The organism is Actinoplanes sp. NPDC026623 (genome assembly GCF_040638275.1).
Lineage (GTDB): Bacteria > Actinomycetota > Actinomycetes > Mycobacteriales > Micromonosporaceae > Actinoplanes.
In genome coordinates, this window is record NZ_JBEZXZ010000015.1 from 56816 (window position 1) to 82843 (window position 26028).

General features: G+C 69.9%; 22 protein-coding genes. 9 read left to right on the forward strand and 13 right to left on the reverse strand.

Going from position 1 to position 26028, the window contains the following annotated elements; translation table 11 throughout:
• Positions 1–67: 67 nt before the first annotated feature.
• The gene (locus AB0F10_RS07260) at positions 68–223 is read right to left on the reverse strand and encodes a hypothetical protein (protein WP_360620970.1); all 156 of its coding nucleotides are present in this window, start codon (positions 221–223) and stop codon (positions 68–70) included.
• Between the two features lie 613 nt (positions 224–836).
• On the opposite strand from AB0F10_RS07260, the gene AB0F10_RS07265 reads away from it, so the two are divergent.
• Complete coding sequence (locus AB0F10_RS07265; RefSeq protein WP_360620972.1) at positions 837–1040, forward strand: hypothetical protein; 204 nt, start codon at positions 837–839, stop codon at positions 1038–1040.
• 259 nt (positions 1041–1299) lie between these two features.
• Here the strand turns inward: AB0F10_RS07265 and AB0F10_RS07270 are convergent, their stop codons facing one another.
• Together AB0F10_RS07270 and AB0F10_RS07275 are read right to left on the reverse strand one after the other, a co-directional pair.
• Positions 1300–1686, reverse strand: coding sequence for a hypothetical protein (locus tag AB0F10_RS07270; protein WP_360620974.1), 387 nt, complete (start codon positions 1684–1686; stop codon positions 1300–1302).
• Between the two features lie 198 nt (positions 1687–1884).
• The gene (locus tag AB0F10_RS07275; RefSeq protein ID WP_360620976.1) at positions 1885–2589 is read right to left on the reverse strand and encodes a GntR family transcriptional regulator; all 705 of its coding nucleotides are present in this window, start codon (positions 2587–2589) and stop codon (positions 1885–1887) included.
• A gap of 296 nt (positions 2590–2885) precedes the next feature.
• On the opposite strand from AB0F10_RS07275, the gene AB0F10_RS07280 reads away from it, so the two are divergent.
• Positions 2886–4244, forward strand: coding sequence for an RICIN domain-containing protein (locus tag AB0F10_RS07280; RefSeq protein WP_360620978.1), 1359 nt, complete (start codon positions 2886–2888; stop codon positions 4242–4244).
• Between the two features lie 119 nt (positions 4245–4363).
• Positions 4364–5569 carry a cysteine desulfurase-like protein gene (locus AB0F10_RS07285; protein ID WP_360620980.1) on the forward strand — a complete coding sequence of 402 codons (1206 nt, stop codon included), beginning with the start codon at positions 4364–4366 and terminating at the stop codon, positions 5567–5569.
• Between the two features lie 52 nt (positions 5570–5621).
• Here AB0F10_RS07285 and AB0F10_RS07290 read toward each other — a convergent pair whose 3' ends face one another.
• Positions 5622–7232 (reverse strand): diguanylate cyclase, encoded by a 1611-nt coding sequence (locus AB0F10_RS07290; protein WP_360620982.1) that lies wholly within the window; start codon positions 7230–7232, stop codon positions 5622–5624.
• 164 nt (positions 7233–7396) lie between these two features.
• Between AB0F10_RS07290 and AB0F10_RS07295 the strand changes: the two genes are divergently transcribed.
• On the forward strand, positions 7397–9697 hold the full coding sequence (locus tag AB0F10_RS07295) for a glycoside hydrolase family 9 protein (RefSeq protein WP_360621013.1): 2301 nt from the start codon (positions 7397–7399) through the stop codon (positions 9695–9697).
• A gap of 27 nt (positions 9698–9724) precedes the next feature.
• On the opposite strand, the gene AB0F10_RS07300 is transcribed toward AB0F10_RS07295, so the two are convergent.
• Both AB0F10_RS07300 and ygiD read right to left on the reverse strand, forming a co-directional pair.
• Positions 9725–11953 (reverse strand): bifunctional diguanylate cyclase/phosphodiesterase, encoded by a 2229-nt coding sequence (locus tag AB0F10_RS07300; RefSeq protein ID WP_360620984.1) that lies wholly within the window; start codon positions 11951–11953, stop codon positions 9725–9727.
• Between the two features lie 199 nt (positions 11954–12152).
• Positions 12153–13034, reverse strand: a complete 882-nt coding sequence (gene ygiD, locus AB0F10_RS07305; protein WP_360620986.1) for a 4,5-DOPA dioxygenase extradiol — start codon at positions 13032–13034, stop codon at positions 12153–12155.
• A 295-nt stretch (positions 13035–13329) separates the two neighbouring features.
• Here ygiD and AB0F10_RS07310 point away from each other — a divergent pair, with 295 nt between their 5' ends.
• The 5 genes from AB0F10_RS07310 to AB0F10_RS07330 all read left to right on the forward strand — a co-directional run bounded on the left by AB0F10_RS07310 (position 13330) and on the right by AB0F10_RS07330 (position 19433).
• Entirely contained in the window at positions 13330–14997 is a 1668-nt protein-coding gene (locus AB0F10_RS07310; RefSeq protein ID WP_360620988.1) for a sodium:solute symporter family protein, read from the forward strand.
• Positions 14998–15024: 27 nt separating this feature from the next.
• Entirely contained in the window at positions 15025–15414 is a 390-nt protein-coding gene (locus AB0F10_RS07315) for a hypothetical protein (protein WP_360620990.1), read from the forward strand.
• A gap of 92 nt (positions 15415–15506) precedes the next feature.
• A complete protein-coding gene (locus AB0F10_RS07320; RefSeq protein ID WP_360620992.1) occupies positions 15507–16001 on the forward strand; it encodes a universal stress protein in 495 nt (164 codons plus the stop codon).
• Positions 16002–16114: 113 nt separating this feature from the next.
• Positions 16115–17074 carry a PfkB family carbohydrate kinase gene (locus AB0F10_RS07325; protein WP_360620993.1) on the forward strand — a complete coding sequence of 320 codons (960 nt, stop codon included), beginning with the start codon at positions 16115–16117 and terminating at the stop codon, positions 17072–17074.
• Positions 17075–17087: 13 nt separating this feature from the next.
• Positions 17088–19433, forward strand: a complete 2346-nt coding sequence (locus AB0F10_RS07330) for a glycosyl hydrolase family 65 protein (protein WP_360620995.1) — start codon at positions 17088–17090, stop codon at positions 19431–19433.
• A gap of 21 nt (positions 19434–19454) precedes the next feature.
• On the opposite strand, the gene AB0F10_RS07335 is transcribed toward AB0F10_RS07330, so the two are convergent.
• The 7 genes from AB0F10_RS07335 to AB0F10_RS07365 all read right to left on the reverse strand — a co-directional run bounded on the left by AB0F10_RS07335 (position 19455) and on the right by AB0F10_RS07365 (position 25969).
• On the reverse strand, positions 19455–20375 hold the full coding sequence (locus tag AB0F10_RS07335; RefSeq protein ID WP_360620997.1) for a ricin-type beta-trefoil lectin domain protein: 921 nt from the start codon (positions 20373–20375) through the stop codon (positions 19455–19457).
• Positions 20376–20523: 148 nt separating this feature from the next.
• Positions 20524–22278, reverse strand: a complete 1755-nt coding sequence (locus tag AB0F10_RS07340) for an ABC transporter ATP-binding protein (protein ID WP_360620999.1) — start codon at positions 22276–22278, stop codon at positions 20524–20526.
• A gap of 28 nt (positions 22279–22306) precedes the next feature.
• Complete coding sequence (locus tag AB0F10_RS07345; protein WP_360621001.1) at positions 22307–22750, reverse strand: lasso peptide biosynthesis B2 protein; 444 nt, start codon at positions 22748–22750, stop codon at positions 22307–22309.
• Positions 22747–23007: a lasso peptide biosynthesis PqqD family chaperone gene (locus AB0F10_RS07350; protein ID WP_360621003.1), complete on the reverse strand. Its 261-nt coding sequence runs from the start codon at positions 23005–23007 to the stop codon at positions 22747–22749. Before AB0F10_RS07350 ends, AB0F10_RS07345 begins: the two co-directional genes overlap by 4 nt.
• A complete protein-coding gene (locus AB0F10_RS07355; protein ID WP_360621005.1) occupies positions 22985–24868 on the reverse strand; it encodes a lasso peptide isopeptide bond-forming cyclase in 1884 nt (627 codons plus the stop codon). Before AB0F10_RS07355 ends, AB0F10_RS07350 begins: the two co-directional genes overlap by 23 nt.
• Before the next feature lie 24 nt (positions 24869–24892).
• Entirely contained in the window at positions 24893–25018 is a 126-nt protein-coding gene (locus AB0F10_RS07360) for a keywimysin-related RiPP (protein WP_360621007.1), read from the reverse strand.
• Positions 25019–25270: 252 nt separating this feature from the next.
• Positions 25271–25969: a glycosyltransferase family 2 protein gene (locus tag AB0F10_RS07365; RefSeq protein ID WP_360621015.1), complete on the reverse strand. Its 699-nt coding sequence runs from the start codon at positions 25967–25969 to the stop codon at positions 25271–25273.
• Positions 25970–26028: the final 59 nt, after the last annotated feature.

Sequence of the window (26028 nt, forward strand, 5' to 3'; positions counted from 1 at the left end):
AACAGCCGGCACAAAGACTGCGAAGAGCAGCCGGATGCCGGATAGGCGCCTTACGGCAAAAGGGAAGTCAGCTCGCGGTCTCGTCCGCGCGAGTCGTCGATGCGACATCCGTGAGCATCTGGTCGACCCGGCGCGAGGAATTCACCAAGGCCGCCGCTAAATAGACCAGGCCGATAATAATGAGTAGCGCGAAGCACACCGCACAGAAGACGGTTGTGCTCATGATTTGATCGCCACGCTCATAGGCGCGACCCCCGTTAATATGCCCCGTTGACAAAGGTCAATCTACGTACTCCCTTGAGGACGGTCAAGGGAGTAGTTGCTGGTAGACAACGACGGCCACGCCATTGCGCACAGGGCTTTGTCTCCGGTTGCTGACGCCAGGGACGTAATGTATGAGGACATGGCATACTTACGCTAAGTAACTTTAGATCGCTAATTCTTCACATAAGGCAAGCGATCTTCACACTGCGTTGCCAAACCTGTGGGTACGAGGCAGCAACGCTGCCCACAAACTGGGTGTGTGTCCTCCGTCACACCCATTGTCATAGGCGGCTGGATGGAGTCGTTTGTAGATGCGGCTTGCGCTGGCGTCCGCTACCACGAATATTGCGCCGGAAAGCCTTGCGCACCATGCCTGCATCATCAGATCGCCGGTAGGCCCACCGTGGACAAGAAACTCCTTCCATGCGACCTCAACCTCAGGCTCTGGCGCCATCCCAGTGGGAGGTGTCGTGCCCTTGTCGTGGGTTCCGCCCGCGTATCGGACCAGGTCGGACCGGCCAAGCCCGGTTTCGTGCGCCGAGGCGGATCGGGTATGTCGATTTCGGAGCGTCGTGGAACCGGACAGCGGCAGAAGGGGCCGCACCACCCTGGTGACCCGGTCCGCCTCCGGTGCCAGCGGCAACGGCCTCAGCTGGGGCGGCATTCCGTTGGGCGACGGCAGCCACGTCCTGTTCACCTCGGCGGCGACCAACCTGGGCGTCGACCCGGGCGACGGCCGGGCCCACCTCTTCGTGCGCTGCCCGGGGCGCTGTTGAGCCACCCCTGCCGATTCCGGCCACAGTGGATCCGGGCCGAGGGCCGACCTCAGCCCGGGTCCCCGGACCCCGGTCGAGCCGATGATCAGGATCGCCACGACATCATCGGTCACGAGTGCCGATCCGGCCCAGGACGCAGCTCCGACCGCCGAACGGAGCCGGCCGGCCGGCCCAAGGAGCCCAGGAGCGCCGGCGCGGTCCCCCGGCGGCGACGCCGGTTCCTGGAAGCGACCACAGTGTGCGATCCCCGGCGCGTCGCTCAGCGACCGCGGATCGCCGCGATGAACTCGTCCGGCGGCCGGTATCCGTGCTCGACCACATAGTGATGGACCAGCGTGGGCGCGGCGTACGCCGTTTTGTCCGTCCCGATCGCCCGCACCTCGGCGAAGCCGAGCACCTGTTCCGCACCGCCCGAACGGGCCACCGGCCGGTCGGGATGCGCGCAGCCACCGAGGTTGCATCGGTGCCATCCCCGGGTGAGGTGCACCTGCTTCCCGACCACTCTCTCGGCGAGCGCGGCGACGAACTCGTCGGGCACCGGTCCGCGGGTGAAGTCGTGTCCGGCGTCCAGCCAGCCTACGTTGAGCGCCGGCTCCTCCACCTCCGCCAGATAGGTGTAGGGCGACAGATCCGCGAAGTACGTCATGGCAAACATTCTCCGCAGGCTGCCCAGTGGACGTTGCCCGTGGCCGGGTTTCAGCGACTCGGACGGTTCGCAACCAGGGTCACCACGCGGTGGGTGCAGGCCCGCCCGGCGCCGCGGGAGCTCCCGGGTTTCGCCGGGCCCGGGCCGCATCACGTGGCCGTCCGTGCCGGCGACGAGGCGCTTCCGGAAGGACCCGGGTCAGCCCGAGTTCGGCCCGAGCTTCAGGTGGCTGGTGATCCGGTAGCGGTCGCCGCGGTAGATCGACCGGGTGAACTCCATGACCCGTCCCCCGCCGTCGCGGGTGGTCCGTTCGAAGAGCAGGGCCGGTGAATACGGCGGCACGCCGAGCAGCCGGGCTTCGCTCGCGTCGGTGACCGTCGGCTCGATGGTCTGCACCGCGTCGCTGGCGTCCAGCCCGTATCGCTCGCGCAGCAGACGGTAGAGCGAGCCGGAGACGAAGTCCTCGGCGGAGATGCCGCGGACCGGTGCGGCCAGCAGCCGGATCGCCTCGAGGGCCATCGGTTCGCCGTCGACGATCCGCCGGCGCATCACGTAGAGCAGGTCGTCGCCGGGCGAGACCTGCAAGCGCCGGCCGAGCCGGGCGCCCGCCGACTCGGTGCGGAACTCCAGCACCTCGCTGATCCAGTCGCCCTCGGCCGGCGGGACGGGCTGCCCGGATGCGGCGGGAATCTCTTGCGAGATCTTGTACGGGCTGGTGAACGTGCCCCGCCCGTGCTGGCGTACGAGGAGGCCGTTGCGGGCCAGGTCGTCGATGGCCGCTCGTACCGTCGGGCGGGAGACGCCGAGGCTCTCGCAGAGTGAGCGTTCCGACGGCATGGGATCGCCGGGCGCGCGCGCGTCGATCAGCTCGCGCAGTCTGTCCCGAACCTCAGCACGCCGCACAGCGTCCCCCTCTTTGTCTCGCCGAGGCACCGCCAGAGTTGTCCAGTGGTCAGCCATGGACAGTGTCACGTCTCGGTGCCGGTCTTGTCGAGCCAGGTCCACATGCTCCCGAAACCTGAGGTTGTAAAGAAACCTGCCCGTACGTATTGACGTTGACCACTGGTGTGGAAGACGGTAGGCAGACGGTCGATTTCCATACCACTGGTCAGTTCGGGGATGGGATTCGTCGACCGCGCACTTCCGGCAGGCCACCCCCGAGGCCGGCCGGCGCCTCTCATGCGAAGGAGCCCACCCCCATGGGGCCAACCCGCAAGATCACCATTGGTACGACCCTCGCCGCGACCGCCGTGGCCCTCACCGGCATCGGCATCGCCGCCGCGCCCGGCAGCAGCGCCGCCGTCGGTTGCGGCGTACTCTTCGACGACTTCAACTACTCATCGCGCACCGACGCGGCGCTGGGCCAGCGCGGCTGGAGCATCCGGAGCAACTCCGGCGGACCCGGCGTGGCCGGCGCGCGCTGGCCGGCCGACAACGTGTCGTTCCCGACCGTCGACGGGCAGAAGGTGGCCCAGCTGAAAGCGGTCACCGACGGCACCGCCGCCGGCACCTCCCACGCCGAGTTCTCGCAGAGCAACCGGCGATTCTTCGAGGGCACGTACCTGGCCCGGATCAAGTTCTCCGACGCCCCGGCGAGCGGCTCCGACGGCGACCACGTGAACCAGACCTTCTACACGATCTCCCCGCTGGCCGCACCGATGGACCCGAACTACTCCGAGCTGGACTTCTCCGAGTACCTGCCGAACGGCGGCTGGGGTGAGCCGGGTCCGATCAACTACCAGACCACCTGGTACACCTACGTCGCCGACCCGTGGTACGCCGACAATCAGCACAGCCAGCAGGCGCGCAGCATCAACGGCTGGCACGACGTGATGGCGACCGTCTCCGCCGGGCACGTGAAGTACTACATCGACGGTGCCCTGGTCGGTGACCACTCGGGCAAGTTCTACCCCCGGCAGAACATGTCGATCGACTTCAACCAGTGGTTCATCGACCTGGCGGGGCACGCCGGCGGCGCCAGCACCTACCTTGAGTCGGTCGACTACGTCTATCACGCCAAGAAGCAGGTCCTGAGCCCCGCGCAGGCGACGGCGGCGATCAACGGCTACCGGTCCGCGGGCTCCGCGCACGCCGACAGCGTCGTCACCACGAACGACTGCGACCCCGGCGTACCGCCGGCAACCAACCCGCCGACAACCGGCCCTCCGGCGCCCGGTGCCACGATGCTGCAGTCGAACTTCAGCGGCCGCTGCATCGACATTCCCGGCGCCCAGGCGAACGCGGGTGCGCTCCTGCAGATGTGGGACTGCAACGGCAGCGTCGCGCAGGAGTGGGCGTTCCCGTCCGACGGCACCGTGCGCGCGATGGGCAAGTGCATGGACCCGGCCGGGGGCGCCCTCGCCAACGGCACGCCGATCCAGTTGGCCGACTGCAACGCCAACCCGGTCCAGCGGTTCACCCTGACCTCCGCCCGGACCCTGGTGAACGTCTCCTCCGGCCGGTGCGTGGACATCAAGGACTGGGTCGGCAGCAACGGCGCCGCACTGCAACTGTGGGACTGCGCCGGCAGCGCCAACCAGATCTGGGGCAGGCTCTGATCTGATCGCAGCAGCGACGAAGGCCCGCGCCGTCCCTCGAACCACCCGGCGCGGGCCCTGTCCGTTGCGAAGCGCGGCTACGAGGCCACCGGGCCGGCCCAGGGCTTAGTCTGGCGCTCATGGCCATCGACCTGACCGCCCTGCGGGCGCAGTTCCCCGCCCTCGACCACGGCCTCGCCTTCTTCGACGGGCCGGGTGGGACGCAGACCCCCCGCCCGGTCGCCGACGCCATCGCCGCGACGCTGACCGGCCCGCTGTCCAACCGCGGAGCGGTCAGCACCTCCGAGCTCAACGCCGAACGTGCCGTCACGGGGTTCCGGGCCGCCTACGCCGACCTGCTCAACGTGCCCGCCGCCGGTGTCGTCCACGGCCGCAGCGCGACCCAGCTCACCTACGACTTCTCCCGCCATCTGGCCAAGAACTGGCGGGCCGGCGACGAGATCGTCCTCAGCCGTCTGGATCACGACTGCAACGTGCGCCCCTGGATCCAGGCGGCCGAGCGCACGAGCGTGATCGTGCGCTGGATCGAGATCGACGAAAAGACCACAGAGCTGGACCTCGATTCGTACGCGCGGGCGCTCTCCCCCCGCACGCGGCTGGTCGCGGTCACGGCCGCCTCGAACGTGCTGGGCACCAAGCCGCCGGTCCGCCGGATCGCCGATCTGGCTCACGGGTGCGGTGCCCTGGTGTTCGTGGACGGCGTGCACTACGCCGCCCACGACCTGGTGGACGTGCCGGCGATGGGCGCGGACCTGTTCGTCTGCTCGCCCTACAAGTTCCTCGGACCGCATTGCGGTGTGCTCGCGGCGGCACCGGAGCTCCTGGAGACCATTCAGCCGGACAAGCTGCTGCCCTCCTCCAACGCCGTGCCGGAGCGCTTCGAGTTCGGCACTCTGCCCTACGAGATGCTGGCGGGCGCCTCCGCCGCGGTGGACTTCCTCGCCGCGATGGACCCCGGCCCGCGGCCGGGACGCCGGGACAGGCTCGCGCACTCGCTGGGCTCCCTGCATGACCACGAGCGGGTGCTGCGCACTAGGCTAAAGGAGGGCCTGCGAACTCTCGGTGACGCCGTCACCCTGCATTCCAGGGCCGCCGACCGCACCCCGACGCTGCTGATGACTCTCGACGGTCGCGACGCCCGCCAGGCCCAGCTCCATCTGGCCGCACGCGACGTCCTGGCCCCGGCCGGGTCCTTCTACGCCTACGAGCCCTTCACCGCGTTGAGGCTGCCCGACGCCGCCCTGCGGGTCGGCCTGGCGCCCTACAACACCGCCGACGAAGTGGACCGGTTCCTCGACGGTCTCGCCACCTACCTCAGCCGATGAGCCACCCCCTCAGCCGATGAGCCACCCCGAAATGATGTGACGCCAGGGCGCCCTAAGCGGCGGGCAGGGCGGCGGCCAGGACCACGCGGTCCCGTCCGCCCTGTTTGGCGGCGTACAGCGCGTCGTCCGCGGCCTGCAGCAGGGCGGCGGGGGACTCCGGCCCGGTGTACAGGGTCACGCCGGCGCTGAACGTCGTGACGATCGTCTCGCCGCCGAAGACCAGCGCGTGGTCGCGAACCGCCTGGCGCAGCGCATCCAGCCGGGCCACCGCCTCCGCCGCCGTGGCTCCGGGCAGCAGCAGGACGAACTCCTCGCCGCCGTGTCGCGCCACGACCTCGCCGTCGCCGAGGGCACGGCTCAGCGTCGTGGCCAGTTGCACCAGCACGGCGTCGCCGGCGGCGTGGCCGTGCCGGTCGTTGACCCGCTTGAAGTGGTCGAGGTCGACCAGCGCGAGGGCCAGCGGCGTGCCGTCGTTCGAGGCGTGCTCGACCGCGGCGCCGAGGGCGTTCATGAGGTAGCGCCGGTTGTGCAGGCCGGTCAGGTGGTCGCGGACCGCCTGCTCGGCGAGGTCGGCACGAAGCAGTTCGATCGTGCGCAACTGCTCCCGAAGCTGGTTGTTGACGCGCTCGAGCTCGCGGCGCTGCCGGCTGCGCTCGGTGATGTCCCGGGCGACGAGTGCCCAGCCGATGCTACGGCCGGCGCGGTCATGCAGCGCGGACACGCGGATTTCGAAGTCGCGTCCGGAGCCGGCGACGTTCTGGATCGTGTGATCGACGTCGGTGTCGAGCAGGAGCTTGATGCCCGAGTCCGTGCCGAACAGCACGCGGAGTGTGGCGCCGACAAAGTTGGTCGGCGGCTCCGGCAACAGCGAGCGCAGCAGGTGGTCCGCGGCGGGGTTGACCGAGAGCACCCGGCCGCCGGCGTCCACCACGGCGACCGCGTCGCCGATCTTCTGGAAGACCCGCTCGTGGGCGACCGGGGCCAGGCCGGGCAGCGAGAAGCGGGTCATCATCACGTACATGATCGGCGTGGTTACGGCGTAGCCGAGGACGGTCAGGTCAATGAGCCTGCCGTGCAGCGACAGCCCGATCAAGTTGAAGATGGTCGCGGGCATCGAGATGACGATGGCGATCAGGTAGCCGCGGTATCGCGACGCTCCGCGTGCCCAACCCCGGATGACCCTGATCAGTGCGAGGCCCAGCAGCACGTAGCAGTACGTGGTGTGCAGCCAGAAGAGCGGACCGAAGAGCGCCACGTACGCGCCGTCGAACCCGGTCGGCTCGGCGCCTGCGAAGAACTGGTGGTGCCAGGGGTTCGTCGCGATCGCCAGCAGGCAGAGCACCGGCTCGACGGCCAGCCAGGTGAGGCTCCGCCGGGTCAGCCGCCAGGTGCGGTCGATGGTCGTGTACGAGAAGCAGTGCCAGCTGGCGACGACGGCGGACACCCCGACGAAGGCGAGGCCGAGGAATGTCAGCACGATGCCGGGGTCGCGGAACTGCATGGACGCGGCGTCGGCGACCGCCCACTGGGTGATGCCGGCCCCGAGGACCGCCATCACGCCGTAGCCGGGGGCCTGGTGGCGGCGTCGCCAGCCGGTGACGGAAACGGCCGCCGCGACGCACGCGGCCGTGAGGAACAGCAGAGACAGCACATACGTTGTCATGCGTTGCCTCCCTCGCTCGAACGTCCATGAGGCTCATCGGCAGCGGCGGGACCCGGGGTGAGCGGAAGTCCTGTGACGTGGAACGTGTTTCGCCACGCCGTTGTAATGGGAGCGCTCCCATGTAACGATGACTGTCACTTTCCTGGCAGGTGGGACCTTCCATGATGAAGAAGCTCGGCACCATCCTGGCGGCCGCCGCGCTCGGCGCCGGCCTGCTGTGGACCGCCTCTCCCGTAGACGCCGCGGCGGCGCCGCCCTACAGCTACGGCGAGGCGCTGCAGAAGTCGCTGCTGTTCTACGAGGCCCAGGTGTCGGGCCGCAAGCCGGCCTGGAACCGGGTGTCCTGGCGGGGCGACTCGGCGCTGCGGGACGGCTCGGACGTCGGCGTCGACCTGACGGGCGGCTGGTACGACGCCGGCGACCACGTCAAGTTCGGGCTACCCATGGCGTTCACCACCACGATGCTGGCATGGGGCGCGGTGGAGAGCCGGGACGCGTACGCGGGCTCCGGGCAGCTGGGCAGTCTGCTGAACAACCTGCGGGTGCCGAACGACTACTTCATCAAGGCGCATCCGTCGCCCGACGTACTGTACGGGCAGGTCGGCAAGGGCGACGACGACCACAAGTGGTGGGGTCCGGCCGAGGTGATGCCGATGGCCCGCCCCGCGTACAAGATCGACGCGAGCTGTGGCGGCACCGAGCTCGCGGCGGAGACGGCGGCCGCGATGGCGGCCAGCTCCCTGGTCTTCCGGCCGACCGACCCCGGTTACGCGGACACCCTGCTGACGCACGCCAAGCAGCTCTATTCCTTCGCCGATCGGGTGCGTCGCAGCTACCACGAGTGCATCACCGACGCGACGGCGTTCTACCGGTCGTGGAGCGGCTACGCCGACGAACTGGTGTGGGGCGCGACCTGGCTGTATCGGGCCACCGGCGACGCCGCCTATCTGGCGAAGGCCGAGGCGGGCTACGACGCGCAGGGCAACGAGAACCAGACCAGCACCAAGATGTACAAGTGGACGATCTCCTGGGACAACAAGCAGTACGGCAACTACGTGCTGCTCGCCCAGCTGACCGGCAAGCAGAAGTATCTCGACGACGCGAACCGGTGGCTCGACTGGTTCACCGTCGGGGTGGGCGGCGAGAAGGTGCGCACGTCACCGGGCGGTATGGTCGTGGTCGACTCGTGGGGCGCGCTGCGCTACGCGGCCAACACGGCGTTCGTCGCGCTGGTGCACAGCGACCACCTCGGCGACGCGACGCGCAGGCAGCGATATCACGACTTCGCGGTGCGGCAGATCAACTACGCCCTGGGCGACAACCCGCGCAACTCCAGCTACGTGATCGGGTTCGGCGTGAACGCGCCGAAGAACCCTCATCACCGTACGGCGCACGGTTCCTGGTGGGACAGCCAGCAGGTGCCCGAGCAGACCCGGCACGTCCTGTACGGCGCCCTGGTCGGCGGCCCGTCCGCCCCGGACGACGCGTACACCGACAGCCGCGGCGACTACGTGATGAACGAGGTGGCGACGGACTACAACGCCGGGTTCACGTCGGCCGTGGCGCGACTCTACGGCGAGTACGGCGGTGCGCCGCTGACGGGCTTCCCGCAGGCCGAAACGCCCGACATCGCCGAGTTGTCGATCGAGACGACGGTCATGCAGAACGAGGCGCGGGCGACCGGCGTGAAGGTCGTCATCTACAACAAGTCGGCGTTCCCGGCCCGGGCGCTGACCGCCGGGCGCTTCCGCTACTACTTCACCCGGGAGGACGACTCGGCGTTGCAGGTCAGTTCGCCGTACACCCAGGGCTGCCCGGGACCGACCTCGGCCCGGCAGTACTCCGGCAACCTCTGGTATGTCGAGGTGGACTGCACCGGCTACACGATCGCGCCGGCGGGCCAGTCGGCACACCGGATGGAGGTGCAGCTCAAGATCGGCGTCGCCGAGGGCGGCGCGTGGGATCCGGCGAACGATCCGTCCTACCGGGCGGCATCCGGCCCGAACACCGGCGTGCCGCTGTACGACGGCTCGACGCTCGTGTGGGGCTCCGCGCCCGGCGGCTCGTCGCCGTCGCCGTCCCCCTCGCCGTCGCAGTCCTCGTCCCCGTCGCCGTCGCCGTCGCAGTCCCCCTCGCCGTCGCCGGCCGCCGGATGCCGGGTCGTCTATACCACCAACGACTGGAGCACCGGCTTCACCGCGACCGTGGCGATCACGAACGGTCCCGTCGCGGCGAACGGATGGACCCTGACCTTCCCGTACGCGGCCGGCCAGAAGGTGTCGCAGGCGTGGTCGTCAACGGTGACGCAGTCCGGCACCCAGGTGACCGCCTCGAACGCGTCGTTCAACGGGAACCTGCCCGCGGGCGGCACGGTCAGCTTCGGTTTCAACGGCACCCACACCGGCACGAACCCGCCACCCACCTCGTTCACCCTGAACGGCACGGCCTGCGCGACCGGTCGGTGACATCCCGCGCCTGCGAGTCCTCGCGGACTATCGGTGGGCCGGGACCGGTTCCGCGGCGAACTGCGGCTCGGCGACGGGCTTGCCGAAGTGGTACCCCTGGGCCAGCCGGTAGCCGAGGCGGTACAGCTCGGCGGCCTGTTCCGCGGTTTCCACCCCTTCGGCGACCGCGCTCAGGCCGAGGCCCTCGCTGACCCGGATCAGGGCCGTGGCGATGACCGCCTGCCGGCCCGCCATGGTGATGTTGTCGACGAACGACTTGTCGACCTTGATGACGTCCACCGGGACCGTCTGCAGCAGGCCGAGCGACGAGTGTCCGGTGCCGAAGTCGTCGAGGGCGATACGGACGCCCAGCTCGTGCAGCTCGTTGAGGGTCTGCACGGCCTGGCCGCCACCGAACACCGCGGTCTCGGTGACCTCGACGGTGAGCCGGCCGGCCGGCAGGCCGGTGTCCGCCAGGACCCGCGTGACCAGCGCGGCGAAGCCCGGCTCGGCGAGCTGGCGGGCCGAGACGTTCACGCTGATCCGGTCCGGAGCCCGGCCGCCCCGGTCGGCCAGCCACTGCGCGGCCTGGCCGCAGGCCGTGCGCAGGATCCATTCGCCCAGCTCGATGATGAAACCGTTGTGCTCCGCGACCGGGATGAACCGGTCGGGGGCGATCACGCCGCGCTCCGGGTGGTGCCAGCGGACCAGCGCCTCCACCGCGTGCGGCCGGCCGTGTGGCAGCTCCACGATGGGCTGGTAGACCATCCGGAACTGGTTGGTGGCCAGCGCGGTGCGCAGCTCGGCGCCGAGCCGGTCCTGTTCGTTGGCGGTCCTGTCCAGCTCGGGGGTGTGCCGGCGGTGGGTGCCGCCGGAGATCTTGGCGGCGTACATGGCCACGTCGGCGCGGCGGAGCACCTCGAGGGGGCTGTCCGCGCCCTGGGCATCCGCGATGCCGATGCTGACGCCCACCATCAGGTCGTGTCCGTCGGTCCGCACGGACCCGTTCAGCGAGCCGGTCAGCCGGGCCACCAGGGCGTCGGCCTCCTCGGTCGTGGTCCCGGTGAGCAGGACCGCGAACTCGTCGCCGCCCATCCGCGCCACCAGCGCGTCCGGGCCGGCCGCCAGCCGCAGGCGCTCGGCGACGGCGACCAGCAGCAGGTCGCCGACGCCGTGCCCCAGCGAGTCGTTGACCTCCTTGAAGTCGTCCAGGTCCAGCAGGGCCACCTGCATCGACCCGGCGGCGAGGCCCTCGGTGAGGCCCTGCTCCAGGCGGCGGCGGTTGGCCAGCCCGGTCAGCTCGTCGGCCATGGCCAGGTCCTCGAGCAGGTCGGCCTGACGCTGGATCTGCGACACGAAGCCGGACATGCGGACCACCACGAGCACGAACAGCACCACGGCCCCGGCCGCGATCGCCATGCGGTCCACGTCGTTGTCGCCGATGCCCGGCACGAACAGCAGGGAGGGCGGCAGCAGCGAGCTGACCCCGAGCAGCACCAGCCGGCCCCGGCTGACCCGGGCCACGCTCGGCCCGTTCGTCCCGCCGGTCCAGCGCATGGAGGGATGCAGGGCAGCGACCGCCCACATGACGTACGCGAACAGCCAGCCGCCGTCGAGCAGCCCGCCGCCGTCGTTCTCCGTATACAGGGTCAACAGCGAGTAGGTGACGTCGGATCCGAGCAGCACCACCGCCGCCGCGCCCAGCAGCCAGGCACTCGTGGAGCGCCGGCCCGTGCTGGTGAAGAAGCGGGCCAGCATCGCGAGCAGCAGCGTATCGGCCGCCGGATAGGCCAGCCCGATGGCCCGTTCCAGGGCGGAGGCGGTCGAGCCGGCCGCGATCGGGTGCATCACGAACACCCAGAACACCAGGCCGATGCCGATCGCCACGATCGCCGCGTCGATCACACCGGCCAGGTCACCGCCGCGGCGCCGGCCGCGGCTGAGCAGCATCAGGCCGACGACCAGCATCGGGTAGGCCGCCAGATAGAGGAAATCGGCCGCGGACGGGTACGGCTCCCGGTGCAGGATGAACTTGTGGAAGTCCCAGACGAGGTCACCCATCAGCCAGGTGAACTGCCCGGCGGCGAGCCAGTGCCACATGGCCGGGCGAGCGGGGCGGAACAGACGTACGCCCAGCGGGATCGCCAGGCAGGACAGCAGCCCGACGCTGGTGTACTCGACCTCGGAGGCCACGCTGTCGTACGGCAGCAGGTAGTAGCCGATCGTGGCGAGTCCGCCCATGACCAGCCACAACCACCACGCTCGTTTGTGCAACACGGTTAGCCTTCGGCCGGCCGCGTCGTCACTTGAGGGATCACGACGCACGCCACCGGCCGGGCGGGCCTGCCGCCGGCCACGCCTTGGGGTCCGGTCGTTGCGAGTCGTCCGCATGACGTGCCATCGACACCGACGGGCCGCACTTGAGACTTCGCCCGGTTACCGGGTGCCCGGGCCGGCCGCCCGGAACGGCCGTTGATCAGATGTTGGAACCGTCGGGCGGTAGGTCGGCGGGTGGCTGCGGGGATCCGCCCTCACCCTCGGCGTTCGCGCAGGACAGGCCGAGGGTGTACGCCGTCATCGACAAGGAGCCGTAGGCGTAGCCGTCGACCAGAACCGCGGTGTCCGCCTCCCTGGTGGCCCCGGCGAGGCCGGCCAGATACAGCGCGGGAATGAAGTGGTCCGGGGTCGGTACCGCATGGCGGAAGTCGCGGTGGGCATCGAGGGTCGCGAACTCGGTCGGGTTGGTCAGCATGCGCACCTTGGCGTCCTCGTCGAAACGCCGGGCCCAGTCGTAGCCGCCGTCGGCCAGCTTCCAGTTCATCCCGCCCAGGTTGTGCACGACGTTGCCGCTGGCGATGATCAGCACTCCGCGCTGCCGCAGGCCGGCGAGTTTGGCGCCGAGCTCGAGGTGGTAGTCCAACGGCTTGTTGGCGTTGATGCTGAGCTGCACGACCGGGATGGAGGCGTCGGGGAAGGCGTGCACCAGTACCGACCAGGTGCCGTGATCTATGCCCCAGCTGTCGACGTCGGCACCCACCCACGTCGGGTGGACGACATCACTGACCTCTGCCGCGAGTTCGGGAAGCCCGGGCGCGGGATACTGCACCTCGAACAGCGCCGGCGGAAAGCCGTAGAAGTCGTGGATGGTCCGTGGCCTGGGCATCGCAGTGACGGCAGTGGCGTTGATGTACCAGTGCGCGCTGATCACCAGGATGGCGCGGGGGCGGGGTGTCGCCGCGCCGAAGGCCTTCCACGCGGTGGTGTAGCGGTTGATCTCGAGAGCGTTCATCGGGTTGCCGTGGCCGATGAACGCGGCCGGCATCAGTGCATCCGGGGTGTTGCGGGTGTCTGCCTGCACGTCCGGCCTCCTCGTCCGCGGCCCCACTTGCCGGGCCGTCGTCAGCGTAGTGCTTGAGCAGCCGTTCACGTTGTGCTCCGGGCCGGCTGGGCTCTTGACGACTTCAGTCGAGCGTTGTTCACTGGCCCTAACAATCGACGTGCACTGATGAGCGCGCCCCGGGGTCGTTTCGTCACATCACCCCCCGCGAGCGGATTGTTGGACCGATGCTGCGTAACGATTCTCGTGGCATCTGAAAATCGTGAGCACAACTAGCCTGGACATTCTCTCCCACATTTGCTGGGAAAGGGGCACCATGTTTCTCGCGGCGGAAGGTAACAGTGTCCTGAGTCTGGACCTCAGCCCGGTCGATCTGGTGCTGATGGTGATCTACTTCTCGTTCGTGCTGGGCATCGGATTCGCGCTCAAGCGCGCGGTCAAGTCGTCCCTGGACTTCTTCCTGTCCGGCCGGTCGTTGCCCGCATGGGTTACCGGGATCGGCTTCATCTCGGCGAACATCGGCGCGGTCGAACTCCTCGGACAGTCGGCCAGCGGCGCCCAGTACGGCGCGGCGATGGTGCACTACTTCTGGATCGGGGCCATTCCCGCCATGGTGTTCCTCGGCATCGTCATGATGCCGTTCTATTACGGCTCCAAGGTCCGCAGCGTCCCCGAATACCTGCGGCTGCGGTTCGACCCGAAGGCACACCTGATCAACGCCATCACCTTCGTCGTCGGGAGCATGCTCATCGCCGGCGTGAACCTCTACGCGCTGTCGATCGTTCTCGAGGCGCTGCTCGGCATCCCGCTCATCTTCGCCATCATGCTGTCCGCCGTCTTCGTGCTGTCCTACATCCTCCTAGGCGGGCTCACCAGCGCGATCTACAACGAGGTGATGCAGTTCTTCGTCGTGCTCGTCGGCATGGTCCCGCTGACGATCATCGCGATCAAGGAGACCGGCGGCCTCAGTCAGCTGTTCGACAAGCTGAGCGCGGAGCATGGGAACGCGTTCGTGGAACCGTGGACGGGTACCGGTGTCGGCGGGTCGAACCCGGTGGGCGACTGGATCGGGATCATCCTCGGTCTGGCCTTCTGCCTGTCCTTCGGATACTGGACGACGAACTTCGCCGAGGTCCAGCGGGCAATGGCCGCCAAGGACGGCAACTCCGCCAGGCTCACACCGATCATCGGGGCCTACCCCAAGGCGTTCGTGCCGCTGATCACCATTCTGCCGGGGATGGCGGCGCTCGTTCTGCTGCCCGGGATCGGCACCACCGGCAGTGGCCTGGAATACAACGACGCGATCCCGGCGCTGATGGACAAGTACCTGCCGCCCGGCGTGCTCGGCGTCGCGGTGACAGGTCTGCTTGCCGCCTTCATGGCCGGCATGGCCGCGAATGTGTCGAGCTTCAACGCAGTATTCACCTACGACCTCTGGCAGGATTACATCCGGCCCGGCCGCTCGGACCACTACTACCTGGTCGTCGGCCGCTGGGCGACCGCCGGCGGGGTCGGCGTCGCGGTTCTCACCGCGCTCATCGCCTCCGGATTCAGCAATATCTCCAATTATCTGCAGACGCTGTTCTCGTTCTTCAATGTCCCGCTGTTCTGCGCATTCATCATCGGCATGTTCTGGCGGCGGGCGACCAGGAGCGCCGGTTTCTGGGGCATCCTGGCCGGCACGGTGACCGCCGTTGCCGTGTACGCGCTCTACAAGTTCGACGTGTTGAACTTCCGCAGTGATCTGCACGAGACGATGTGGGGTTCGATCGCGGCCTTCGCCGCCGGCGCCATCGCGATGGTGCTGGCCTCGACGCGAGAGCCACAGAAGACGGACGAGGAGCTGCACGGCCTGGTGTACGGGATGGAGATCCGCGATGCATCCGACACCGCGGCCCGCCCCTGGTACCGATCCCCCGTCGTCCTCGGGGTCGGTGTACTCGTCGTCAACACCGCGCTCTACGCCGCCGTCTACGCGTTCTGACCCGCTGGACCTGAGGAGGTTCCCGCCATGACGTCACCGGAGGAGAAGCCCGGCGAGCAGGGTACCGACCTGTTGGCGAAGCTCTTCGACATCCGTTCCTTCACCGGAGCGCTCTTCCTGATCTTCGGGGTGATCGTCACCATCGTCGGGCTGAACGCCAGCGAAGCGGACATCCAGAAGTCGGCCGGGTTGAACCTGGCGCTGGTGATCGGGCCGATCATGCTCGCCTTCGGCGCGATCTTCATCGTCTGGCTGCTGCTCAGGCCGCCGGAGGTGCTGCACAGCCACGAGGTCACCGAGGAGGACCTGCCGGAGCAACTCCGCCATCACGGCCTCGAAGCCATCCCCGAACACCCGGGCGAACCCGGCTCCGAGCCGCCTCCTCCGGCACGCCGGCGCGGGCCGAGCGGACACTGACCGTTCCGGCGGCCGTCGATCGTCGGCGCACCAGGCGCAGCGGGGGAGTTCAGACGCACGTGGATTGCCCGCTGTCGCGGGATGGAGGGGACATGAGGTACAGCACGATCATCGTCGGCGCCGACGGTTCGGAGTCCGCGCTCAGGGCGGTCGAACAGGCCGCCGAGATCGCCCAGGCACGCTCCGCTCGGCTCCTTGTGGTGTGCGCCTATCACCCGTTGACCGCGAAGGAGCAGAGCATTCTCGCCGCGGCGGTCGGCCCCACCAGCATGTACCAGGTGGCCGGTACGGACGCCGCCGAGGAGGCGCTCGCGGCCGCCCGGCAGCGTGCGGTCGAGGCCGGCGCCTCCGAGGTGATCGCGAGGCTGGTCAAGGGCGATCCCGGCCAGGCTCTGCTGACGACGGCGAGTGAGCAGGCCGCGGACCTCATCGTCGTGGGCAACCGCGGCATCAACACCCTCTCCGGGCGACTGCTCGGCTCGGTGCCTTCGGACGTGTCCCAACGGGCGTCCTGTGACGTCCTCATCGTGCACACGACGAAGGGCGGGCCCCGAAGCCTCGGGAGCGACGATGACAAGGACGATTGACGAAGGGGCTGGGCCGCGGCGATCGCGGCGCGATCGGATCCGCGTCCTCCGACGGCCCGGAGGTGTTCATGACGGCTGATGGGCGTACCGGTGCGGGTCGCAAGGTTGCCGTATTGGGCCCGATCCCCCGCGACCGGATCGTGACCCACACCGGCGAACGGTTCGAGAAATACGGATGCGCCCTGTACACGGCGGTGGCGCTCTCGGCGCTGCTCGATCCCGGCGACACGATCGTGCCGATCTGCCATGTCCGGCGGCGCGACGACGGTCCGATCAAGCAGATCCTGAGCCCGTACCGGAACATCGACACGTCCGGAATCACGTCGTCGCACGATCAGGGTGACGTGGTCGAGCTCCGCTACATCGAGCACAACCGCCGGGTCGAGCGGCAGACGAGCTTCATGAACCCGATCCTGCCCGGCGACCTCGACAAGGTGCTCGACGCCGATGTGTTCGTCTGCGTCCCGATCACCGACTACGAAGTGGGCCAGCCGACCTTGCGCCACATCAAGGAGAACAACAGCGACGCGATCATCGTCCTGGACGGCCACGGCCCGACGACCACGCTGACTCGCAGCGGCGAACGCCACCCGCGGGTGTGGGCCGACCGGGACGTGTGGCTGCCGTACATCGACATCCTCAAGATGAACCTCGAGGAAGCGAGCTCGACGTGGTTGGGCGAATCGCCGGAGCTGATCGCGGACCCACCGAGCCTCAGTCACGACGCGCTGCGTGATCTGGCGCAGCACTGTCTCGACCGCGGCGTCGGGGCGGTCTGCGTGACCCTGGACGAACGTGGCTGCGTGGTCTTCTACCGCCAGGCTTCGGGTGGGATCGCCTCGGAGATCGTTGATCGCATCGAGGTCGGGCGGGTCGTCGACGCGACCGGCGCCGGTGACTCCTTCGCCGCCGGGTTGGGCTTCGGTTACCTCGAATTCCGCGACTACGTCGTCGCCTGCCAGTACGGCAACGCCATGGGCGCGCAACGCTGCACCGGCGCCGAGCTCAACGTGTACCTGTCCCGCGAGGAGACGCAACGGCAGATCCTCGCGTCGTACGGTTCCCGATCGTAGGAGGCAGCCGGTCATGGACGCCGATCTCGACGGTGCGGACTCCGGGTGGCAGATCGTCGAGGACGGCTTCGATCCGGTGCTGGCGAACACGTACGAGACGCTCTTCACCACCGGCAACGGATATCTCGGCACGCGCGGCTCGCTCGAGGAGGGCCACGAGGGCGCGCTACCCGGTACCTTCCTGCGGGGGGTCTTCGACCACCACGACTCCGCGGTCATCGACCTGGTGAAGGCCCCCGACTGGGTCGCGCTCGAGATCGTGGTCAACGGCGTCAAGCTCGACGTCACCTCCGGGTCGATCGTGCGCCATCGGCGGGTCCTGGACCTGCGGGAGGGCAGCCTGTCGCGCGAGACCGTCTTCTCCGACTCCGAGGGCCGGCGAACCCGAATCGAATCGATCCGGTTCGCCAGCAGCGCCGACGAACATCTGTGTTGCCTGCGGGCTCGCGTCACGCCCGAGAACCACACCGCCTCGATCAGTGTCCACAGCGCGATCGACGCCACCGTGCACAACCTGGACCGGCGGCCGTTCTACGCGGATCCGCCGCCGGCCGACCCACAGATGAAGTGGCACAAGTGGGCGAAGTCCAGGCACCTCGACGAGGTTGCCCGCGCCGGGTTCCCGGACGGCGTCTACCTCGAGACTCGGACCATCGACACCGGCATCACCATCGGCTACGCGGCCGGCACGACGGTCTCGGCACCGGCGGAGCAGGAGTTCGCGGAGCGGTACAAGCACGTCGGGCAGCGGTCGCGCATGCGGGTCGCCGCCGGGGAGACGATCGTCGTGGAGAAGCTCGTCACGATCTACACCTCCCGCGACGTCGCGGCGGAGAACGTGGGCCGGGCGGCCCAGGACGAGCTCCGCCGCCACCGGAACGCCGGATTCGCGGCGTCCCGGGAACGCAACCGGGCGGCCTGGGCGGCGAAGTGGGCGGACTCCGACGTCACGATCGACGGGGACGAGGACGCCACTCGGGCGGTGCGGTTCAGCATCTACGAACTCCTGATCGCGGCGAACGAGTCGGATTCGCGCGTGAACATCGGGGCGAACGCCCTCACGGGCGAGCGTTACCGCGGGCACGCGTTCTGGGACACCGAGGTGTTCATGCTCCCGTTCTTCGTCTATACGCAGCCGGAGACGGCCCGGGCGCTGCTGCTGTACCGCTACCACACCCTCGACGGCGCGAGACAGAACGCCCGCGACACGGGATTCCGTGGTGCGCGCTACGCGTGGGAGTCCGCCGACACCGGCGTCGAGGAGACGCCGAAGTGGACCATCGACGGTGCGCACCGGATCTGGATGGGCGAGGAGGAGATCCACATCACCTCGGCCGTCGCGTACGGCCTCATCGCGTACGTCGCCGCCACGGGCGACCACGCCCTGATGACCCGGTACGGAGCAGAGGTCCTCTTCGAGACCAGCCGCTTCTGGGCCGACCGGCTGGAGGCGACGCCCGACGGACGTTACGTGCTGAGCAGGGTCGTCGGCCCGGACGAGTTCCACGAGCACGTCGACAACAGCGCGTACACCAACTATCTGGTGCGGTGGCACCTGCAACAGGCCGCCCGCGTCTATGCCGAACTCTCGGACAGCGATGCACCCGAACTCGCGGCGTTGTCGGGGCGCATGGGGCTCGCGCGCGAGGAGGTGCGGGACTGGCTTGACAAGGCTGAGCAGATCCGCCTGCCGAGCGTTGACGATGACGGGGTGATCGAGCAGTTCGACGGGTACTTCGGGTTGGCCACCCTGCCGGTCGAGCACGACGACAACGACATGCCGAGGTATCCCCCGGGCTACCACCACTACAACCTGGCCGGCACGAAGCTGCTCAAGCAGGCCGACGTGGTGATGCTGACCTACGTGCTGCCGGACGAGTTCCCGGATGAGGTCAAGCTGGCCAACTACGAGTACTACGAGCCGCTGACGCTGCACAAGTCGTCATTGAGCCCGGCGACCCACTCGATCATGAGCATCGAGGTCGGCGATCCCGGCCGGGCCGTGCAGTACTTCCGCCGGGCGGCGACCGTCGACCTCGTGGACAACCAGGGCAACACCGAGGAGGGCGTGCACATCGCCTCCGCCGGTGGCACCTGGCAGATGATGGTGAACGGGTTCGGTGGATTTCGGGTGCGCAACGGTCAGATGACCTTCAAACCGTGGCTGCCACCTGACTGGAAAGCCATCGCCTTCCGGCTCAAGTGGCACGGTAATACGCTGTCGGTGTCCGCTGACCACACCGCGGCGACCTTCGTGCTGTCCGCCCCCGAGGGCTGCCACGAGACGATTCTGGTCCACGGCCGCGAGGTGGTTCTGCCGGCCAACGCGGAGGTGGTGGTCGGCCTGGACCGGGAATGAGGCGGCATGTCGTGCCCGTCCTCAGGAACCCTGAGGCAGGGTCCAGCGCTGGTCGGCCGCGCCCGTGCAGCCGGTGACGGTGACTGTCGCGCCCGGCGAACCGGGGTCGGTCAGGCAACCGCCGCTCTCGGGGTTGACCAGCGAGCCGCCCGGACCGGCCCGCCACTGGGTCGCGGGTTCGGCGTCGCATCCGCCGATCCGGACCGTCGCGTCCCCGCTCCTGCGGGCGCACCGGTCGGACACCCGCAGGGTTCCGTCGGTCGCCAGCGTCCACCGCTGGCTGCCGGCACCGTTGCAGGCGGCGGTCCGCACCGGACTGCCGTCGAGCCCGAGCAGCCCGCCCAGGCTCAGGCAGCGGCCGCCGGCCGCGGTTATCGGGCCGGTCCGGGCCGGGTCCGGTGGCGGCGCCAGCGTGGGGCCCGGCGCGCCGGCGGCGGGCCCGGTGGTCGCATTCCGCGCCGGAGCTCCCGGTACGGGGCTCTCGGCCGTCGCGATCGTGGTGCCGGCCGGCCGGCTCGCACCCCGGCCGGCCGGGGCCGGGCTGCTGTCCGTGCCGCTCGCCACCGGTGTCGGAGCCGGGGCGCCGGTCGCCGCCGTCGCCGGCGGTGGGGCGGCCCGGGTGGTCGCGGGCCGATCGCTGTCCCCCGGCGGGCCGAGCACCGCCAGCAGCAGGCCACCGACGAGCACGGCGATCACCCCGACCCCGGCCAGGACCAGGAGCCGCTGGCGGCGCAGCGCGGTGTTCCAGGCCGCCGGGTCGGTGCCCGCCGCGGCCGAGGCCGGGACGGTCGCCATCTCCCGGGTGCCGTCCGCGGGCAGATCGGCGGTCGCCGGCCAGGTCTGCGCGGGCCGGTCGTCGTTCGCGGCGGACCCGTCACGGGGCCGGGTGGTGATGTAGGGACGGACCAATACCGGGTCGTCGCGCTCGGAATCGTCAGACATCGAATCGTCCTACCGGGGGGATACGTCAAGATACGGTAGCTTGCAGCGTAGAGATCATTCGATGTCCAATAATTACCAGGGTTCGGGCGAAAAATCACGTCGGCCGGCTTCCCGCCGCGAACGCGCACGGTCCGATGCGGATTGCCGGTTACCGCTCCACCGACTGGCCGGCCGTCGCATTCGGGCGGTCCTGCCACCCGGCAGCCAGGCTGCGGTAGTAGGGGCTGCGGATCATGAGGCCGTCGTGGTCTCCGGTCGCGACGACCTGCCCGCCGTCCAGCACGACGATCTGGTCCGCGCCGCGGACGGTCGAGTAACGGTGCGCCGCCACGAGCAGCGCGCAGTCGCGGGAGACCTCCGCGATGGCCCGCCGCAGCGCCGCCTCGTTGATCGGGTCGAGGTGCGCCGTGGGTTCGTCGAGCAGGAGCAGGGCGGGCCGGGACAGCAGCGCGCGGGCGATGGCGACCCGCTGGCGTTGCCCGCCGGAGAGCCGTACCCCGCGGTCGCCCAGCGGGCTGTCCAGTCCGTTCGGCAGGCGCCGCACCAGGTCGGCCAAGTTGGTCAGCTCCACCACGTGGGCGATGTCGTCCGCGGTGGCGCCGGGCGCGCCGTAGGTCAGGTTCTCCCGCAGGGTGCCGTGGAACACCGGCGAGTCCTGCTCGACCAGGCCGATCCGCGCTCGGCACTCGGAACGGCGCATGTCACGCACGTTCCGGCCGGCGAGGAGGATCGCTCCGCGGTCGGCTTCGTAGAACCGCTCGACGAGGGCGAAGATGGTCGACTTGCCGGCGCCCGAGCCGCCGACCAGCGCGATGTGGCCGCGGGCGGGCAGCCGGAAGGACACCCCGCGCAGCACGGGCTGCCGCGGGTCGTACCCGAACCAGATGTCGCGGAACTCCAGCGCCGGCGCCGGTGCCCGGACGCCCTGGCGTGGCGAGACGGTCGTGACGCCGGGTGCGGGCCCGTCGGACTCGACCGGCAGGGCGAGCACCTCGTTGATCCGGGTGAGCGCTCCGCTGCCCTCCTGAACGGCGCTCAGGGCCTGGAAGACCGAGCTGATCGGCACCGCGAGACAGCTGATGTAGAGCAGGAACGCGACCAGGTCCGCCAGGGAGCTGGAGCCGGTGGCCACGCGTACCCCGCCGACCAGCAGCACCACCAGGAACGACCCGTCCACCGCCAGCTGGCTGGCCGGTCCCACCGCGGCGGTGAGTCGGGCCGTCCGCACGCCGTGCCGGCAGGCCTCGCGGGCCTGGGCGCCGATGCGCTCGGCCTCCCGCTGCTCGGCACGGCTGGCCCGCACGGTGCGCAGCGCCGACAGGACCCGGTCCAGGTCCCCGGCCATCTCGCCGGTGGCCCGCTGGCTGCCGAGGGCGGCGTGGCGTACGCCGCGCATGACCGGGACCACCGTGGACAGGCCGACCGCGACGAGCGCCGCCACGACGAGGAACAGGGTCGGGTCGAGCCAGATCAGCACGGCGACCGCACCGCACAGTCCCACCACGCCGGTCACCGCGTCGGCGCAACCGTTCACCACGACCCTGCGGAGCGCGAAACTGTCGGTGCTCGTACGGGAGATGAGGTCGCCGACCCGGTGGCGGTCGTGGCACGGCATGGTGAGCCGCAGCAGGTGGTGTACGAGGTTGAGGCGGATGCCGAGAACGATGTGCTCGCCGGCCCGGGCAAGGACGAAGTCGGCGGCGGCATGGGCGAGTGCCTGCGCCACGAACAACGCCACCAGCACCGTCACCGTCGCGGCGAGCGGGCCGCCCGAGCCGGTGACCTCGATGACGTGCCGGACCAGCAGCGGCTGGGTGAGGCCGAGCACGGACCCGATGAGCGTCAGCGTGACAGCGGCGGCGAGGCGGCGGCGGTGCCCCCGTACGAGGCTGAGCAGGGCCATCGGCCCGCTTCGCGCCGTCCCGGCCTGGTCAGCGTTCATCGGGGCGGCGGGCCCCGATCGGGGGCACCTCGATGAGCTTTGCCATGTACCCGTCCGGCATCGCTTCGTCCACCATCCGCCCGTCCGCCTCCACCCAGGCGTGCGCGCCGAACGGGGGTGCCACCCGCACGCCGACGCACCAGGTGGGCCAGCTCCCGGACATCCGGCACAGCACGGCGGTGGCCAGCGATCGGGGCAGGCAGCCCTGCGGACCCAGGCACCGCAGGCTGACCGCCAGCACCACCTTCCGGGCCGACTCGGCCTCGTCGTAACGCGCCGGCCGGGCGCCGAGGCGCAGGACCGTCAGCACCGACCGGATCCGTCTGGGCGGCAACGTCGCCACTGCGCGGGCGACGAGGACGGCGAGGCGCGCGGCGAACCGGCGGGCGGCCGTGCCGGCGGTGGGGCGCACGAGCGCGCCGGGAGTGCTCACTGGTCGACCGCCAGACCGGCCGAGGTGAGCTCGTCCACCAGGCAGCTCACGTCCTGCCGGGCGCGCTCCGCGGCGACGTCGAACTGCTCGAGGAGCGCGTCCACGGCCTCGGTGCGATCCCCACCCCTGGCAAGGATCCGTACGATGAGGGCCGCGCTGGGATTGAGCTGCCAGTAACGCCCGTCGCGCTGGTCGAGCAGGACGGTCCCGTAGTCGGTGTCGGCCGTGGTGAGATCAGGGTGCAGCCGCAGAGACATCGTCGAAGCTTCCCTCCGGCACCCCGCGGGTGCCCGTCCGGTTGGTGTCGATCCCACGCAGCCACACCTCGCAGCCGATGGTCGAGTAGAGGACGGCCTGGCGCAGCCGCGGGTCGTCCGGCCGTTCGGTCAGCTCGACCAGCTGTTGACGGTCGACCAGGCCCAGATCCGCGAGCCGCGAGTCCTGCCACATCGCGATCAGGTCGGCCCGGTGCTCCCGCAAGCCGCGGGCCGCGTCGAGGGCTGCCTGAGCCTTGCTGGTCCGGGCCAGGCATTCGTCCGGGACGATCCCGCGCATGGCCTCGACGAGCAGGGGCTTGTACCGCCACGGCGTGACCCGTTCCTGCGGGCGTACCGACAGGCAGGCGCCGATGACCCGGTCGTCGAAGAACGGCGAGGCCATCGGCAGCCCGATCCGGTGGCTCATCTGCTCCCACTGGCGCACGATCCGGGTGGTGCTCAGGATCTGCTCGAGGTCGGCGTGCATGCCGCGGTCGTCGCTCAGCGGCTCCGCCGACTCCGCGGCGGTACGCAGGGCGTCCCGTACCAGCTCCGCGGCGTGCTCGGTCACCCAGGGGAAGAGGCGTGGCGGGTCGTTCCAGCCCAGCGTGCCCACCACCGGTTCGGCCCGCGGCTGCCGCAGGTCATCGGCCGCGTCGGCGAGCCAGCGGCGGTACGGCCGGCCGTCGGCGAGCGCGGTGAGCAGCGGCCCGAGCGGCCAGTTGAACAGTGCCCGGAACCCGCGAAGCTGCCTGATCGCCGCCAGCGGGGACCGGCGCAGCAGCCGGTGGTAGTAGGCCTCCGAACACCAGGCGACGTGGTCGCCGCCGATGCCGGTCAGATGCAGGCGGCTGCCGGCGGCCGCGAGGCGCGGGAGATGGCTCAGCGCCCGTGCCCGGTCCAGCACTCCGATGGTGGGCTCGTCGAGCGGATCGTCGATCTCCAGTAGTTGCCCGTAGACCAGCGGCGACTCCTCAGCGGGCCACACCAGGTGCGTCACGCCCGGCAGCCGGGCCGCGGCCCGCCGCGCCCACACCAGGTCGTCGTCGGCCGGGTCCAGACCCGGCCAGGTGCTCGCCAGCACCTCGGCGTCGCCGGTCGCGGCGAGGAAGCACAACGAGGTCGAGTCCAGCCCACCGGACAGGTCGGCACTGATGACGCCGCCGGCATCGGTACGGGCGCGCACCGCGTCGGCGAGCGCCTCCCGAACCAGCGGGGCGCCGTCGGTCAACGACCGGTTCGGTTCCGGCGCCGCCCACCAGCGCCGCGTTCGTGCGGTCCGGCCGTCGCGCTCCACCTGCAGGCAACTGCCCGCCGGTACGGCGCGTACGCCGCGCCACAACGGCGTGTCGAGCAGCGGGTGCGGCGCCGGCCACAGCAGCCGTACGGCGACCTGCTGCTCGTCCACGGCGGCGCCGGTGAGGGCGGCCAGCACGTCGGCCCGGTCGGCGCAAACCTGGATGCCGTCGACCTCTGTGTGGTGGACCAGCCGCAGGCCGGACGCGCTGCCCTGCACGCGAAGCCGGCCGTCCGCCGTGGCGGCCAGGTGGAAGCTGCCGCCCAGCGACGCCGCGAACGTGTCGAGTTCCGCGACGTCCCGCAGCCGGGCGACCCGCCGCTGGAGCTCGGCCGGGTCGATCGCGCAGGAGCCGATCACCGCCATCCGGGCCGGTCCCGCCTGCGCCACCTTCACCTGCTCGTCGGACCAGTTCCCGACCAGCCAGGGGCGTCCGGACGCGTGCCGCAGAATACGGGTGTGCGGCGTTCCCAGCCGCCGAGCCACGGCGAGACCCCCATCATGGTCCGGAAGGGCCACGAAGTACGGCTCGCCGTGGCACAGCATGCCGGTTGTGTCAGGCATGAGTCGTGGCAACGGGTCGGGCGATCAGTTCTTGCTCAGGATGATCCGGTCGTTGCCGTGCCTGCCCAGCAGACCCGTCACGGCCCGAAAGTTCCCCTGAACGGTCACCTTCGGAGCCTCATAAGAACGCTTGACCGTGGTCTTCTTCATGAAGCTGCCTCCTCTGTTCGTTGCGGCGATCACAGCGCCGTCGCCGTCCGTTGCGACGTTAGGCCAGGCCGCGCACCTGTAATTCGATGCCACGCCACAACTCCCCCTTTTTGGTGAATATCATATTTTTTCGGGCACCCTGATCGCTCGCTGGCGCCGGCCGGACCTGCTGGGAACGACGAGGCGCAAGTCCGGCTCGGACGTTCGGCCGGCGGCCTCCAGGCAGGACCGCCGGGGCCGCGGGCGGCTCCGCTATCGGGCCCGGGTCAGCAGCGCGGTGACCACGTGTCGTAGCAGCGGCCGGTAGATGCGTACCGAGTCGGTGATCGCGGAGAAGCTCGACGCCTTGTTCGCGTCGGTGTACCGGGTCGGGATCTCCACCTGGTCGATGGCCTGCCCGGTGCGGGCGGCCTCGAGCAGGACGTTCATCTCGTACTCGAAGTGCTCGCCCGGCACGGCGCTGAGCCGGTCGAGCATCGGGCCGGGAAGAAGGCGCAGACCGGTCTGGGTATCGGTCACCCGGTGGCCGGTGGCGGCCCGGAACAGCAGCCGCGTCACGGTGTTGCCGATCCGGCTGCGCAGCGGCATCCGGTCCACGCTGCGGACCCCCAGGACGATCCGTCCCGGTTCGCCCTGAGCGACGACCCGGCGCAGGTCCTCGGCCCGGTGCTGGCCGTCCGCGTCGGCGCAGACGACGGCGCAGCCCGGGTACTGCGCCGCGACATGGCGCAGGCCGGCCTTGAGGGCGACACCCTTACCGCGGTTGGTGGAGTCAGACAGCACGGTGCAGCCGAGCGCGCGGACCCGCGCCAGGCAGCCGGCGGCGTCCGCGCCGCTGCCGTCGTCCACGACCACGATCGCGGCCCAGCCGTCCGGCAGCAGATCGGTGACGAGCGCGGGTAGCTGGGGTCCCGGCCGGTACACCGCAAGCAGGACGACCATCGTCGACATGGTGCTCACGGGGACTCCTTGACATGGTCGTCGTTCGTAGGGCCGCGCGTGATCCGCCG